Below are 15,403 nucleotides of genomic sequence, written 5' to 3'. Positions count from 1 at the left end.
GATACTGCTCCTTATGCCTTGTCTTGTGATTGAGAGAAATGAACATCAGTAAAGCGATATAGGTAGTGAGGACCGCCCGCTTTAGGGCCTGTACCCGACAAACCTTGACCACCAAATGGTTGTACACCAACAACAGCGCCCACTTGGTCACGGTTGATGTAGCAGTTACCCACACGAACGTGTTTTTCGATCCAACGGTAAGTTGTTTCGTTACGGCTGTGGATACCCATGGTTAAACCAAAACCAGTTTGGTTAATTTGATCAACCACTTGCGCCAGTTCACTCGCTTTGAAGCGAACAATGTGCAGCACAGGGCCAAACTGTTCTTCTTTCAAGCAACTGATGTCATCAATTTCAAATGCACTTGGTGGGACAAAGTCACCATGTTCACAATCCGTACCTAGAGAAAGTTGAGCCACCTTCTTCTGGGTATTGGTCATGTTTTCTAAGTGAGCCAACAACTTCTGTTTCGCGTTTTGGTCGATAACAGGGCCCACATCCGTTTTATGAAGATGTGGAATGCCAACACTCAATTCGTCCATTGCACCATGAATCAATGCAATCACACGGTCTGCGATGTCTTCTTGGATGTAAAGCACACGCAGTGCAGAACAACGTTGACCTGCTGAAGCGAATGCAGAACGAATAACATCACGAACCACCTGTTCTGGCAGTGCGGTACTGTCGACGATCATCGCATTCTGACCACCGGTTTCCGCGATAAACGGAACAGGCTTAGCGTTACGACTTGCCAATGACACGTTGATACGTTGTGCTGTTGGTGTTGAACCCGTAAAGGCAACACCAGCAATTGCATCATGGCTGGTTAGCGCACTGCCGATCTCAGCGCCACGACCCGGTAGTAACTGAATCGTGCCAGCAGGGAAGCCCGCTTCATTCATCAGTTCAACAGCGCGAGCTGCAATTAAGCTTGTTTGCTCAGCAGGTTTCGCCACAACCGTGTTACCCGCAACCAAAGCTGCTGTAATTTGGCCAAGGAAGATCGCTAGAGGGAAGTTCCAAGGGCTGATACAAACGAACACACCACGACCTTGTCGAGAAGCGATTCGTGTTTGGCCATCAAAGCCTTTTAGTTCGAAACCTTGCAGATTATCAGCTTGCTTTGCGTAGTAACGACAAAAGTCGACCGCTTCACGCACTTCATCAATACTGTCGTGAATAGTCTTACCCGCTTCTTGATGACAAATTGCCACCAGCTCAGCCAGGTTCTCTTCCATCAGATCAGCCAGCTTATCAAGCGCAGCGGCCTTAGTTTCAACCGATGTCGCATTCCAATCAGCGAATGCCGCGTCTGCGCCAGTGATCGCTGCGGAAACATGATCAAGGTTAGCGAAAGCCACTTGACCCACATTAATACGACGATCGTAAGGTGCCGTCACTTGCTCAATATTCTGATCAGCCTTGATCATGCTTTCGGCAAGAGATTCACCGTTGATCACAGGGCCTGCAGTCCATTGATTGTTAAGGAAGCCTTTTACTTGCTCTTCAAACAGATGCGCTTCGCTTTCGATATCAATGTTCACACCGTAAGAGTTTTTACGCTCAGGGAATACCGCTGGAGGCAGAGGAATCTTAGTGTTGTTCAATGTATCGAATGCCAGAAGCATGTCGACTGGGTGTTGAGTCAGCTCTGCCACTGGGCAACGTGCATCAACTAGACGGTGTACAAACGAGCTGTTTGCGCCATTTTCTAACAAGCGACGTACTAGGTATGGCAGTAGATCTTTATGGCTGCCAACAGGTGCGTAAATACGTACCGACTGTTGGTAAGCTTCCATCGCATGGTTGTAAAGAGAATCGCCCATGCCATGTAAGCGTTGGAATTCAAAGTCTTTATGATCGGTCATCACTGCAATTGCAGAAACCGTATGAGCATTATGGCTCGCAAACTGCGGGAAGATATTGCCACGAACGCTTGGGCTCAGTAGGTAACGCGCACAAGCAAGGTAAGCCACATCCGTCGCTTCTTTACGTGTGTAAACTGGGTAATCAGTAAAGCCCGCTTGTTGCGACCATTTAATTTCGCTGTCCCAGTACGCGCCTTTCACCAAGCGAAGCGGGATTAAATCTCCCTGCTCTTTCGCTAGACGGTTTAGCCATACTAGAACCGGTAGTGCACGCTTTGAATATGCTTGAATAACCAAACCAAATTTACCCCAACCTTTTACAAGGTCAGTGCGGTACAGTTTTTCAAATAATTTAAGAGAAAGCTCTAGACGGTCCGCTTCTTCAGCATCAATCGTAATTGCCACGTCTAGCTCTACTGCGCGGCGCAATAGCTGCTCTAGCGTGTCACAAAGTTCAGTCAGTACGCGGTCTTCGTTCGCCACTTCATAACGAGGGTGAAGCGCAGAAAGCTTAATCGATACCGATGGAGCTGGGCTCGATTTTGAAGAGACATACGTGTCTCGACCAACGGCTTCAATCGCCATTAGGTAATCTTTGAAGTATTTATTTGCGTCAGCTGTAGTCAGTGCCGCTTCACCTAGCATGTCGTATGAGTAGGTAAAGCCTTTGTCACGCATAGACTTACCGTTCTTTTGCGCTTCAGCAATGCTGCGGCCAAGAACGAATTGGTGACCCATCACCTTCATCGCTTGGTGCATCGCTTTACGAATCACCGGCTCAGAAAGCTTGTTCACTAAACGGTTCACGGCTTGACTGGCACTCTGCTCTTTAGATGAAAGCCCAACTACCTTACCTGTGAGCATTAAGCCCCAAGTGGATGCGTTAACAAACACTGAGTCAGAATTCTTTAGGTGAGATTTCCAATCCGCAACACTTAACTTGTCGCGAATCAGTGCATCAGCGGTTGCTGAATCAGGAATACGCATCAAAGCTTCCGCCAGACACATCAGCAAGATGCCCTCTTGAGTATCTAAGCTGTATTCAAGCAACAGAGCATCGATCATCTGGATAGAAGTTTTATCCGCACGGATAGCTTCGATCAAAGAAGTCGTTTTATCTGTGATTTGCTGCTTTTCAGACTCAGAAGGGGTAGCTAGCGGCAGAAGTTGCTCTAGCCATTGGGTTTCATCCACCATATATAATGGTGAGATAAGCGACCATAGATCAGCAAGCGACTGCTCATTGAATTCTGGCTTTAACACATCAGTAGCTGTAAACATGCGTTTTCCTTAATCTCACACCCGGAATTAGCCCGGGGATCTCTACAATGGCTGCAGTGTATTTAGAGTATATAAGGATTACTTGTCAAAAACTCCGAGTTTTTTGCTAAAAACTCGCTTTATTAACAAAACAAACACAACGTCACATATGAAACTTTAAAATAATATGCCGTTTTGTTTCACTATTTAACAGAAATTTTCTTTTTGTATTGGGATGGTGACATGCCTTGAAGGCGTGAAAAGGTGTGAGTAAAGGAGGATTGACCAGAGAAACCAGCAAGTTCTGCAACCTGACCAAGGCTCAGATTGCCTTGTTCGATCAAGCGGCGAGAGCGGTCAATACGCTTACCAAGAACATACTGGTGAGGAGTAATGCCCATTTGCTCTTTGAACAGCATATGGAACTGGCTTTCACCCAAAAACACACTGCCTGCCAGCTGCGCAACCGAGATCTTATTCGCGAGATGCTGCTCGATGTAGCGATCCAATGCTTCAAGATCAAAACGCGAGTCTTTAATGGAAGTTTCAAATGCCGAGATATGCCTTTGCATCAGGGCGATCACGGTATCATTACAAGCGCGACTTAATAGCAGATCATCAGGGCTTGCCTGCATCTCTTGCACCAACATATGGATAAGCTTTTGAATTTGCGCGTCTAATTGGAAGTAGACGTTCGATGATTCTAACTGGTTAATCTTCTCTAGCATCAGAGGGTCATCATCCGATGGCACAGGCATGTTGAGTACAAGAATATCCGACTGACCAACCACACCACCGAAAGCATGATCAGAGCTTGCCGTTACCACACAACCTTGACCAGGCCCGACAAGATTACCTTTACCGCTGACTTCAAATTCAGCCTGACCTTTTAAACCAATCACTACCTGAGAATAGTGGTGATCATGACAATCCATATGCGAAGGCAAAGTGATGATCTCCGCAGGGCGAGGACCTGTAAGGCCTAGCGGGGACAAGTCTAGATTTGGAAAGGGTAAAGGTTTTGACATGACAGCAAGTTACTCAGATCGACATAATGTGAATAATACTCTGAAATCAGCATAAGATGAATTTGTAAATGATCATGAGAGTCATTTCCTCGCCTTAAACAAAAGATCATTATCGCGATCGTCTTGATCATGCCTCCGGAAAGATGATCAAGAGTGTACAAACTACGGGCATTGTAAAACCAATCGTTCCGACGAGTTTAGGGACTTCACAAGCACTCACACAAGCACGAAAATCATGTCATAAATAAATGCTTCATCGCACCAACATAATGAATAAATTTTCTTATATAGCTCAAATATTTCGCTTTCAACTTGTAAAAAGTGTATCCGAAGTACCGAAACTTGGCTTTTGAGTAGATTGAAATGCAATAAAACGGTATAAAGACGGGTACTGTGTTAATTGCTAATAACTAGTGACTGACAACTAGGAAGTAGACACTTTATTAACGAGCCAATTTCAATCTATAAGTTGCAGGGACCTATGACTAACTTTCGAATTTCAGCGCTTTTACTTGCGCTATCCCCTCTTTGGGTATCTGCATCGGTATCAGCTGAAGAACTGAATCAAGTCGATCCCGTTTCAGCTATCGATGCAAAGCTAACAGAGAAAAACTCAGATATTGAGCGTATTTCAGCAACCAAAGTATCGGCGACTGAAAACCTAAAACAACTACAGAACAAAAACAGTAAGTTGTTACGCGAAGGTGAAGAACTTAAGGCAAAACGTAACAGAGCTAAGTCTGTACTCGACAAACAGTACAGTCGCTTACTTGACGATCCTGAAACTGATTTGGTCTCTTTCCAGAAAAGTTACCAAGATGCTTGGGCTGCGGTTAAAGAGAATCAATCGGCTCAGCTAGACAATGAACAAGCAATCAACGAGAGCGAAATTCACCTTTCTCAAATCAAACAAAAGCAAGCTCGCCTAAACAATGAGCTGGCTAATTTGAGAGAATCAAAAGTTGAAGCTCGTGTTAAACGTATTGCAACAGAACTGCGTGAAAGTGCGGTTCTTGAAACCAGCTACACCACTACATGTGCATCAACAATGACACTGGGTGAGTGTACTGCTCAAGGTAAATACCTAACCAATCAAAAAGCCGTGCAGACGTTCAAGAGTCAGTTACTTGAGCAGCTCACAGAAAGTACGTTGGCGAAGCAAAACTTGCAGGGTGTTCAATTGAATATCCATGTTCAAGACAGCCAAGCAATCAAGAGTGGCTTCTCTGGTAACAACTCTTACTTCATGCAAATGCAGGCTCAGCTTCAAGCAAAACCTGAAGCGGTTGCTGCGTGTAACTTATTGAACGTTTCAACGCGCTACTGTTTAACGGGCAGTGACGCCGCAGTCGTTAAGAAGAGTGACAAACAGTGGGCTAACGTGACGGTACGTTCTGATCAGTACAACGACTCAGTAACTATCAACGGAATTAAATATGGCAGTACACCTCTTGAGGTTGCGCTACCAAGTGGTCGTCACCAAGTAACCATTTCAAAACAAGGTTACGAGTCTTACAACCGCACAGTTACCATCAACGGCAGCGACACGATTTGGGTTAAGCTTCTTCCTAGCAAGGAAAGCTAAACACCCTTTCGACATAGAGCTGGGCCGATACAAAACGCTCAGTGCTGTATCAGATAGCCGTGCCTATTTCACAAAGTTGAATGAATACTCGCCATTTTGTTGATAGTTATAGAAAGTAGCTGCAGACGAAATGGCGTTTTCGTTTAGAATATTCGATTAACCTAAATTACGATTGAAGTAGCCCATCATGCGCCAAGGTCTTCCTACTCTATTATTTGCACTTGCTCCCTGCCTAATGACTCCTGCTGTTTTCGCTGAGGCAACACCACCAGCGATCGCGTCTTCTGTCACCGACATTGAAAGCTCACTATTCGAAAAGCATGCTGACTTAACGGCTGTTGAGAAGAAACTGGCTGACAAACAGAATGAAGTCGACAATCAGACGCAGCAAATGGCACGTCTAGTGAAGTTATCCGCTCAAGCAGAGCAGACACTCGCAAAAGCAAAAGCCAGCCTAGAGCAAGATTATACGCGCATGATTGATGAGCCTGACTTTGATATCTCGCCAGCTCAAATTCAATTCCAAGACGCTTGGAAAACCGTAAAAGAGAGCAAGCTTACGATTTCAGGATCAGAACAGAAGCAGCAAGGCTTGGTGATGGAGCTTGAGGCCATCCAGGCCGAAAAAGCGGCGGCAGAAGCTTCAATCGCAAACCTGAACCAAGACAAGCTAAGAGCAAGGGCAGAGCGACTAAGAAACGAGATCACTCAGACGGAAGAGCAGACCGTTAGTTTTACTAACCGTTGCAGCAGCGATATGACACTGGCGCAGTGTTCAGATCAAACGGTGACCTTGGCACTTCAAAAAGCGGTAAAACAGTTCCAGCACAGCTTGGTAGACAACGCGACTGAATCGAACACAGTGAAAGAGCACCTTGCGTCTGCTTCTCTGAATATTCACGTTCTGCAACACAAAGTAAAATCCTCAGGCTTCTCTGAAGATAACCGTTACCGAGCAGTGATTGCGGCGAACCTAGAAACTCGCCCAGATAAGAACACTCCTTGCCGGCTACTTGGTATTCAGTCATCAAACTGTTTCACGCAAAGCGAGCAACAAGCCAACGACCAGCAAAAAGAAGTCGCTTGGGTTAACTTGGTGGTGCGTTCAAATCAATACAACGACAATGTTTCTATCAACGGCGTGAACTATGGCAGCACACCGGTTGAAGTGATGTTACCGACGGGCCAACACATGGTCACGATCGAAAAAGAAGGCTATCTTTCTTTCCACCAAGAGCTGAAGATAGCCCGTGATCACAACCTACGAGCGGTATTACAAGCCAAGCAAAATTCATTGAATGTCGGTACTAAGTTTGCCGATCCGATGGGTAACGACATTCAGAGCCCTGAAATGATTGTTGTCGGATCAGGTCGCTACCTACTGGGTGAAAACAACGCACAACAAGTGACGATCAAACAGCCGTTTGCATTAGCAGCCACACCAACCCGTGTTCAAGACTTCAAAGCATTCGTAAAAAACACCGGCTACCAGACAGACGCTGAGCTGATGAACACCTGCGATACATTCGTCAATGCAGAGATCACAACCGTTTCAGACAATGACTGGCAGAGCCCTGGCTTTAAACAAGCAGATAGCTCACCCGTTGTATGTGTCAGCCAGAACGATGCAAAAGCTTATACTCGTTGGTTGTCTAAAAACACCGGCTTCACTTACCGTTTACCAACGCCACAAGAGTGGGAAGCCGCAGCAAGAGCAGGTCAAGACACCAACTTTTGGTGGGGTAACGAATTCCGCACAGGTAAAGCGAATACAGGCTGGGCTGGTACACCTTGGTCAAACGTAAGCACGTCTCCTGTTAAATCATTCATGCCAACACCAACGGGCTTCTACGACATGGTGGGTAATGTATGGGAATGGACAACCATTCAGAAAGGCCTAGCGAAGGGTGGCGCGTGGAGCTTCTCTCCAGAAGAAGCGAAAGTGTATAACGAACTGAACGTTGCACCTTCAACCGCAGCCAACTACCTAGGATTCCGAGTATTGCGAGAGCTGTAAGCTCTCCATTCGGTTCTGAAACTTTGAAATATTTACTCTAGGTTCTCAATTCTCACATTGAGCTGCATTTATAGGGGAATTCCCCCCTTATGCATTAGCATTCCTAGGAGTAGATTCGTCGATAGAGTAGTAAGTCACTCTGGGTATCAAATTGATGCCTCAGTTTAATTTACCTGACCCTCGTAAATTAGACTGAAAATCTTCTACATGTCGACAAGGCATATCTTGTCTTTAGCCAGCCCCTCTTCAGGCTGGCTTTTTTTTGCCTGTTTATCACTCTTTATGCCTACCCATCCTACGTAATTGAAGCAGTTCGTCAGCAATCCGTTTAACTGTCATTCACCCCTTATTTTTCGCACGGACTACAAACTCTAATAGCCATTGCAGCACTATAAGAAACTGATATCATTACCATACCTCAGCTTACGAGATAAAAAATTGCCCGAACAACTCAACACCATACATCGTTCTTTATTTGAACAACTTCCAGGCTGCTGGGGCTGCAAAGATACTGACTCGGTCTTTGTGTACGCCAATCTTGCTTACAACCAGTTAATTGGCTTAAAACCCGATGAGACTTGTACTGGCTTGACCGACTTCGATATGCCCAGTCAAACTATTGAGTGTGCACAGGATTTCAGAGCCCAAGACAAACATGTGATGGATACACACAGCACCCTTAAGATCCTCGATATTCACCCTTATCCAGACGGACGCTGGCACGCCCATATCTTTACCAAAACCCCTTGGCTTGATGATGACAACAACGTCCAAGGCACCATCTTCTATGGTCAAGAGCTCACAGATACTGCGATCTTAGAGGTCGGTCATTGGGTTTGTCAGGCAACAGGAGCAAAAGGCAATCAGGCATCGATTGCTGGGTCAGAGCCGCGCGTATCTAAACTGCAAAAGCGGCTGACCTCTAGAGAATCAGAAGTGCTGTTCTTACTGCTTTACGGCAAGAAACCTCAATACATAGCGTCTACGTTAAACATTTCAATCAAAACGGTCGAAGGTCATGTCGCGAGATTGAAGCAGAAATTCGACGCTCGCAGTAAAAGCCAATTGATTGAATATGCATTGGACTCGGGGTTAGGCTCAGTGATCCCAGAAACTCTGCTCAAAAAACAGATCTCCGTTGTTCTGCACAGTGACTAGTTAAGTAATTGAAGGCCAGTTGGTTATTGGTTTGACAAGAGTGCAGACAAAAAAATGCCGTTGATTAGATAAGTATCATCAACGGCACTTTTGGATCTATTAAGCAGCTAAGCGATCAAGCAACCTAAGGCGCTAGTCGATCAATATCCCAGCTGTCGTCTTGGCGTGAGAACAAGAAACGGTCGTGCAAGCGGTGTTCGCCCCCCTGCCAAAACTCAATGCTATCCACACGTACGCGGAAGCCACCCCAGAAAGAAGGCACAGGAATTTCGCCTTTGGCAAACTTCTGTTTAAGCTCTAGATACTTACCTTCTAGAATCCCACGCGCTGAGATGCGGCTACTCTGCTTACTTGCAATCGCGGCCAACTGGCTCTCTTTTGGACGTGACGAGAAATACTTCATATTTTCCATAGCTGTCAGCTTTTCAGCCGTGCCCGTAATATGAACTTGTCGCTCAAGTGGGTGCCAAGGGAAGTGTAAACTGATTTTACTGTTGTGCTGAAGCTGGTGCGCTTTACGGCTACCTAAGTTGGTGTAAAAAACGAAACCGTCTTTATCAACATTCTTCAGCAAAACAATTCGTTGGAATGGCTGACCATTTTCATCAACCGTAGCAACTGTCATGGCAGTAGGGTCCGTCAACTTCGCTTCAATGGCTTGCTCTAGCCATAGATTGAATTGCTCAATCGGGTCTGCGGCCAAGTCTTTGCGTCTCAATCCACCCTTAGCGTATTCGCGACGAATATCTGTCAGTTCCATTTGGTTGCTCCTTTCAATTTTTTTGTGATTTTGCGCTGTAATCCTTTGAAACACAAGTCTCAGTCATAGTTTTGTCTCACTGAAGATGCTCTGTGTTAACAAGATCTCGGTACTCTCTCCATCATATTGATAATCTTTACACAAACCGATGACAAGCTGAGAACCGAGTGACCAAAACACTGCCTAACCTAATGACTCCCTTTGTTTTATTCTCATTGTTATTGGGAGCTGCAGGGCTGACTGCTACTCATTTTTTGGCCGGTCAATTCCAAGAAAAAATCGTCACTCAGCAACTCGATGAAGCAGCTAATAAAGCCAATCTACAAATCGACTCTGAACTGGATAAATTCAAACAGATCCCTGATTTACTCAGTCATGACCCGCGCCTACTCTCTTATTTTGACTCCTCACCACAAGCAGACAAGGTTTCCGCTGCGCAGCTCAATCAATTGCTGTTTGAATGGTCGAATCAAAGCCAGGCCGACACCATCTATATTCATGACCCAAGCGGAACTGTGGTCGCTTCCAGTAATTACCAAAAGCCTCGCACTTTTGTGGGTGAGAACTTCTCGTTTCGTCCCTATTTTGCTTCTGCAATTCAAGGCAACAACACGCACTATGTCGCGCTGGGTGCCCGATCGAATGTACGCGGTTACTTTTTATCGTCACCGTTGTATCTAGAGAGTGATATTGTCGGAGTGATCACCGTAAAAGTAAGCTTAGAGAACCTTGAAAACATCCTAACCAGCGACGGCTTTGAGATCGTGGTACTCGACTCTAACCAAGTGGTCTTTCTCTCAAGCCAAGCTCTATGGCTTTACCATTCATTGTTGCCATTAACTCAGCAACAACAAACGGATATCGCACTTCAACGCCAATACGGTCAAAACGAAATTTCGATCATCGAAGCCTTTCGTTCTTCAAGCTCTCAGTCAGAAGCTAGCAACGCCAATCAATCTAATACAAATCGATCTAGCAACCTTCAATCAAACGAAATCCGAAAAGAACTCACCGCTAACCAATTATTTAAACTCGGGGCTTTCAATCTTTACCCTGCAACGGTCAGCAACAACCAGTACCAAGTTGTCGCCCTAAAAGAGACCAGAGCGGAACTTATTAAAGTCTTGCAGATCGATGTCATCTTCGTAGTGATTTACAGCTTGGTGATGCTCATCGCTTGGTCGTGGCGCCAGACTTATCTCGCGAAAGTGGCGTTGACCCGACTCAACCAAAACCTAGAGCAAACCGTTGATAAACGTACCCACTACTTGAAGCAATCCAATCAACAGCTGCAGCAAACCATCTTTCAGTACCAAGAGTCGCAGTTGAAGTTGAAACAGACAGAACAAGAGCTGACACAAACAGCGAAATTAGCAGTACTCGGTGAGCTGTCAGCCAGCATTAACCACGAAATCAACCAACCACTTGCAGCACTGCGAACCTACAGTGAGAACAGCTTAAAACTGCTTGAGATGGAACGAACCGATTTGGTGAAGAGCAATCTTGAGAAAATGATTGGCCTCAACAACACCATTACCGACATCATCGCGCGACTCAAAGTCTTTACTCGCAAAGTCAATAAACAAGAACATCATGTGGCCAACCTGCACCAAGCGGTCAACAATGCCACCAGTATTCTCAGTGCGCTGATGATCAAGCAAGGCATCACGCTGAGGCTAAGCACGGTGCCCGATGACATCAACATTGCGATTCATCCAACCGAACTTGAGCAAGTACTGGTTAATCTGATTCACAACGCGACTCAAGCGCTTCAACAGCAAGTTCTTGAACAGAAAATCTTGCAGGAGCAACAAAACCTGGAAAGCGCTGACCAACAGGCTAGCCCACAGATAGGCATAGAATGGCAACTGCATCATAACTCTTGTCAGCTGATCATTTGGGATAACGGAATTGGCATGCAGGATGACAAACTAGAACAGCTGTTCGACCCGTTTTTTACCACTAAACCGGAAGGCTTAGGGCTAGGACTTTCAATATCGAAACGGATTATTGAAACGTATCACGGCACGATCAGCGCGAACCGGTTAGAGCCTTCAGGCATGGTATTCTCGCTAAACATCCCGTTATATAACGATAAAAGCTAACGCGCCGTTGTTAACGTTGGTTAGAAAACGAATTTCACATACTGCTAATCTCACATATAGCTAACCTCACATACTGCTAAGGACTCGACTTTTGCACTCTATGCCTAAACTCTATTTTGTCGACGATGAACCCGCGATTCGCGACTCAGTAGAACAAGCCATGCTCATTGAAGGCATCGATATCGTCTGCTTTCCCAACGCTATTGAGACATTAAAGAAAATAGATACGTCGCAAGCCGGAATTGTCATCACCGATATTCACATGCCGGTGATGGATGGCATTCAATTAACGCAAAAATTACTGAGCCAAAACCCTCATTTTCAGGTCATCGTACTTACCGGGCATGGTGACGTGCAAACCGCGGTATCTGCGATGAAAGCCGGCGCTTATGACTTTCTGGAAAAGCCATTTGTGGTCGATGCCCTACTCACTGCCGTAAAAAAAGCCGCAGATAAACTCGCACTGGTTGAAGAGAACAACCTATTGCGTAAAGAGTTAGCAATGCAAAATCAAGTTGGCCCAAAACTGATTGGTCAATCACCATCAATGCAGGCATTACGCCGAGAGTTGATCACCCTAGATACCAAAACCAACCCACTTCTATTATTTGTTGGTGATTTAGGAACGGGGAAAAGGGTCACAGCACAATACACCCATGATCTACACAGTCATCAAACCGCGGAGCTTTGCCCTGTCGCAGCATTTAATTTGCCTCGCAGTGACGAAGCGACATTTCATCAATTTGTTTTGCAACTGTTCTTGAAGCATCAAGGTGGAACACTCTATATCCATGAGACAGCAGCATTAACTCAGGATCAATGGCTGTGGTTTGCCAATCTAAAACCGACTCTACTTCGTGAAAACTCATGCAAGACCAATGCAACTTGTATCATTATCGCAAGCACAATAGTTCCTACTACAATTATAAGTGAGTTCCGCCGATTTGATTTACTAACCTTGGCGCAACGAACCGAAGATATTGGCTCTTTGTTTAAGCACTTTGCTCGTGGTGCAGCAAGTCGATATCAACTACCTCCGCCCGTCATTACAGAAAAAGAGATTCAACGACTCATCGCGACTCATTGGACGGAGAACATTCGTCAGCTTCGCCAACATGCCGAACTCAGAGTGCTGACTCAAATTAAGCAGCCGTCGCTCGACAGCGATACTAATGAGCAAAATGAACTCGATATGAGCATTGAAGAGCAACAACAGTCGTTAAACCAACGCACCGATAGCTTTGAACAAATTATCTTGATTGAGGCGCTACATCGCCACCAGGGCCGTTTAAAAGAAGTACAACAAGAGCTGCAGGTGTCGCGAAAAACACTGTATGACAAACTAAGAAAGCATCAGCTCGATAAAACCGATTTCAAGAACAGATAGGTCTTAAAAAATATATAAATTCAAAGATTTAAAGGAACAAAATCTTAACATTTATCAGAAGTAAGAATACACTCAATAGGCTTGCACTTTTATTTAGCGAACAAGGACTGTTATGAGTCAGAAAAATTTCAGCAAATTGAACGAGACCGAGCTTGAGTATGTCGATGATAAAACAGCGGCACTGCTCCTCAATACGCCCACCAGTGCGCGTATTATGTTGTGGGTAATCGTTCTGTTTTTTGTTGCTGCTATTGGGTGGTCTGCTTGGGCTGAGATCGACAAAGTCACTGTTGGCCAAGGCAAAGTGATCCCTTCCTCTCAAATCCAAGTGGTGCAAAACCTTGAAGGGGGGTTGGTTAAAGAGATCTTGGTTAAAGAAGGTCAACGCGTTCAAAAAGGTCAACAGCTACTGTTAATCGATGACACTCGATTCCGCTCGGATTTCCGCGAACGTGAACAACAAGTGGCGAACTTAACCGCCAACGTATTGATGCTGTCCGCTTCTTTGACCAGTGTCGTCATTAACGAAGAGTTCTCTGTTGAAGAGTGGAAAAAAAGCGTGTTGCTTGATTACGGTAAACTCGCCTTCCCACCAAAATTCTACGAACTTCAACCTAAACTGGTTAATCGCCAAAAAGCAGAATATCGTCAGGATCTGAATAATCTAAAAAACCAACTTTCCGTTTTTGATCAACAAGTTGAACAGAAACAGCAAGACCTAGTTGAGATTAAAGCGCGTGTTCGAAACCTAAAACAGAGCTACCAGTTTGCTCGCCAAGAGCTGGATATCACCAAACCTCTCGCCGATGAAGGGGTGGTACCACGAATTGAATTACTTAAACTGCAAAGACAAGTCAACGACACTCGCCGAGAAATGACTTCAAGCGAGCTAAAAATTCCTCTTCTACGCTCAGCAATCAAAGAAGCTATGCTCAGCCGTATTGATGCCGCACTGAACTTCCGCTCCGAACAACAAGAAAAACTCAATCAAGCGCAAGATAAGCTCTCTGCAATGACCGAATCGGCTGTTGGCCTTGAAGACAGAGTAAACCGTACCGTGGTGGTTTCTCCGGTAACTGGCACCGTTAAAACATTGGGTATTAATACTGTCGGCGGTGTTATCCAACCGGGTATGGACATCGTTGAGATTGTACCGACAGAAGACTCGCTATTGGTTGAAGCGAAAATCGCCCCGCAAGATATCGCTTTCTTACGCCCAGAATTGACTGCAATCGTTAAATTCAGTGCCTATGACTTCACTAAGTACGGTGGTCTAGAAGGCGTGTTAGAGCACATCAGTGCCGATACCACTCAAGATGAAGAAGGCAACAGCTTTTACATCGTGCGCGTGCGCACAGAAAAACACAATTTTGGACAGAACGAAGAGCTACCGATCATTCCGGGAATGACAGCCTCGGTCGATATCATCACGGGTAAAAGAACCGTGCTGGAGTACATGTTGAAGCCACTATTAAGCGCTCAAAACAACGCACTAAAAGAGTAAGGACGTTTGATGCTTGATGACGCCTTTCAATACACAGCAAACAGACGAGAGCAGAGGCTATGAGATCTCGGGTTTCGCTATTGCTGCTGGTCCTCACCTCTTTTACCTCTGTGGCGCTCAATAAGAGCGACCAACGATGGATAGACGCGGTTACTGCAACCTACGGGGAAAGAGCTGGAAAACGAGTAGCAACATGGCGCTCAAATATGACGTCATACGAAGGGTTAAGTGAAAAAGAGAAGTTAGATTCGGTAAATCGATTCTTCAACCAAATGTACTTTGTCGATGACAACATACTGTGGGGAAAAAACGACTACTGGGCAACACCACTGGAGTTTCTAGGCAGTAACGCCGGTGATTGTGAAGACTTCACTATCGCAAAATACTTCTCTTTGCTTGAACTGGGCGTCCCAGATAAGAAATTACGATTAGTGTACGTAAAAGCACTTGAGTTAAACCAATTCCACATGGTGTTGGCTTACTACTCAACACCCAGTGCAGAGCCACTAATTTTAGACAACTTAAACCCTGAAATAAAACGCGGTTCTAAGCGCGGAGATCTGCGACCGATATACAGTTTCAATGGTAAAAACCTTTGGCTGATCAAGTCGGCAGCAGGCAGCGGTAAGTTAGCAGGGAAATCATCAAGACTGAGCTTATGGAACGACCTACGTTCTCGTGAGCGCAATCTAAAACTAAACAAACCCATTATCAATTACGATGAGTAGGTA

Annotated in this window: 10 protein-coding genes; 7 read left to right on the top strand and 3 right to left on the bottom strand. The window is 45.3% G+C overall.

Annotated features, from left to right (window positions below):
- Positions 1 to 11: 11 nt before the first annotated feature.
- Positions 12 to 3,149 (bottom strand): bifunctional proline dehydrogenase/L-glutamate gamma-semialdehyde dehydrogenase PutA, encoded by a 3,138-nt coding sequence (gene putA / locus ATB74_RS01305; RefSeq protein ID WP_061015984.1) that lies wholly within the window; start codon positions 3,147 to 3,149, stop codon positions 12 to 14.
- 182 nt (positions 3,150 to 3,331) lie between these two features.
- Positions 3,332 to 4,156 (bottom strand): AraC family transcriptional regulator, encoded by an 825-nt coding sequence (locus tag ATB74_RS01300; RefSeq protein ID WP_060980807.1) that lies wholly within the window; start codon positions 4,154 to 4,156, stop codon positions 3,332 to 3,334.
- A gap of 481 nt (positions 4,157 to 4,637) precedes the next feature.
- On the opposite strand from ATB74_RS01300, the gene ATB74_RS01295 reads away from it, so the two are divergent.
- The 3 genes from ATB74_RS01295 (at position 4,638) to ATB74_RS01285 (ending at position 8,916) form a co-directional block, all read left to right on the top strand.
- Positions 4,638 to 5,741, top strand: a complete 1,104-nt coding sequence (locus ATB74_RS01295; protein WP_060980808.1) for a PEGA domain-containing protein — start codon at positions 4,638 to 4,640, stop codon at positions 5,739 to 5,741.
- 187 nt (positions 5,742 to 5,928) lie between these two features.
- The gene (locus ATB74_RS01290) at positions 5,929 to 7,758 is read left to right on the top strand and encodes a formylglycine-generating enzyme family protein (RefSeq protein ID WP_061015983.1); all 1,830 of its coding nucleotides are present in this window, start codon (positions 5,929 to 5,931) and stop codon (positions 7,756 to 7,758) included.
- A gap of 381 nt (positions 7,759 to 8,139) precedes the next feature.
- Complete coding sequence (locus tag ATB74_RS01285) at positions 8,140 to 8,916, top strand: helix-turn-helix transcriptional regulator (RefSeq protein WP_061015982.1); 777 nt, start codon at positions 8,140 to 8,142, stop codon at positions 8,914 to 8,916.
- Positions 8,917 to 9,040: 124 nt separating this feature from the next.
- Here ATB74_RS01285 and pdxH read toward each other — a convergent pair whose 3' ends face one another.
- A complete protein-coding gene (gene pdxH / locus ATB74_RS01280; RefSeq protein WP_061015981.1) occupies positions 9,041 to 9,676 on the bottom strand; it encodes a pyridoxamine 5'-phosphate oxidase in 636 nt (211 codons plus the stop codon).
- A 167-nt stretch (positions 9,677 to 9,843) separates the two neighbouring features.
- Here pdxH and ATB74_RS01275 point away from each other — a divergent pair, with 167 nt between their 5' ends.
- The 4 genes from ATB74_RS01275 to ATB74_RS01260 all read left to right on the top strand — a co-directional run bounded on the left by ATB74_RS01275 (position 9,844) and on the right by ATB74_RS01260 (position 15,400).
- Positions 9,844 to 11,781: a sensor histidine kinase gene (locus ATB74_RS01275; protein WP_061015980.1), complete on the top strand. Its 1,938-nt coding sequence runs from the start codon at positions 9,844 to 9,846 to the stop codon at positions 11,779 to 11,781.
- A 100-nt stretch (positions 11,782 to 11,881) separates the two neighbouring features.
- Entirely contained in the window at positions 11,882 to 13,168 is a 1,287-nt protein-coding gene (locus ATB74_RS01270; protein ID WP_061015978.1) for a sigma-54-dependent transcriptional regulator, read from the top strand.
- Between the two features lie 112 nt (positions 13,169 to 13,280).
- A complete protein-coding gene (locus ATB74_RS01265) occupies positions 13,281 to 14,672 on the top strand; it encodes an HlyD family type I secretion periplasmic adaptor subunit (RefSeq protein ID WP_061015976.1) in 1,392 nt (463 codons plus the stop codon).
- A gap of 59 nt (positions 14,673 to 14,731) precedes the next feature.
- Complete coding sequence (locus ATB74_RS01260; protein ID WP_060980815.1) at positions 14,732 to 15,400, top strand: transglutaminase-like cysteine peptidase; 669 nt, start codon at positions 14,732 to 14,734, stop codon at positions 15,398 to 15,400.
- Positions 15,401 to 15,403: the final 3 nt, after the last annotated feature.

This window comes from Vibrio splendidus (assembly GCF_001557875.1).
In the GTDB taxonomy this organism is placed as follows: Bacteria; Pseudomonadota; Gammaproteobacteria; order Enterobacterales; family Vibrionaceae; genus Vibrio; species Vibrio splendidus_F.
The sequence above is the reverse complement of the archived record's forward strand: the minus strand, read 5'-3'. Positions and strand labels throughout refer to the sequence as shown.

Excerpts from the sequence above, each read along its gene's own strand:
- ATB74_RS01290 (WP_061015983.1), top strand. The coding sequence starts at position 5,929 with ATGCGCCAAGGTCTTCCTACTCTATTATTTGCACTTGCTCCCTGCCTA.
- putA (WP_061015984.1), bottom strand. The coding sequence starts at position 3,149 with ATGTTTACAGCTACTGATGTGTTAAAGCCAGAATTCAATGAGCAGTCG.
- ATB74_RS01270 (WP_061015978.1), top strand. The coding sequence starts at position 11,882 with ATGCCTAAACTCTATTTTGTCGACGATGAACCCGCGATTCGCGACTCA.
- ATB74_RS01260 (WP_060980815.1), top strand. The coding sequence starts at position 14,732 with ATGAGATCTCGGGTTTCGCTATTGCTGCTGGTCCTCACCTCTTTTACC.
- ATB74_RS01295 (WP_060980808.1), top strand. The coding sequence starts at position 4,638 with ATGACTAACTTTCGAATTTCAGCGCTTTTACTTGCGCTATCCCCTCTT.
- pdxH (WP_061015981.1), bottom strand. The coding sequence starts at position 9,676 with ATGGAACTGACAGATATTCGTCGCGAATACGCTAAGGGTGGATTGAGA.
- ATB74_RS01265 (WP_061015976.1), top strand. The coding sequence starts at position 13,281 with ATGAGTCAGAAAAATTTCAGCAAATTGAACGAGACCGAGCTTGAGTAT.
- ATB74_RS01300 (WP_060980807.1), bottom strand. The coding sequence starts at position 4,156 with ATGTCAAAACCTTTACCCTTTCCAAATCTAGACTTGTCCCCGCTAGGC.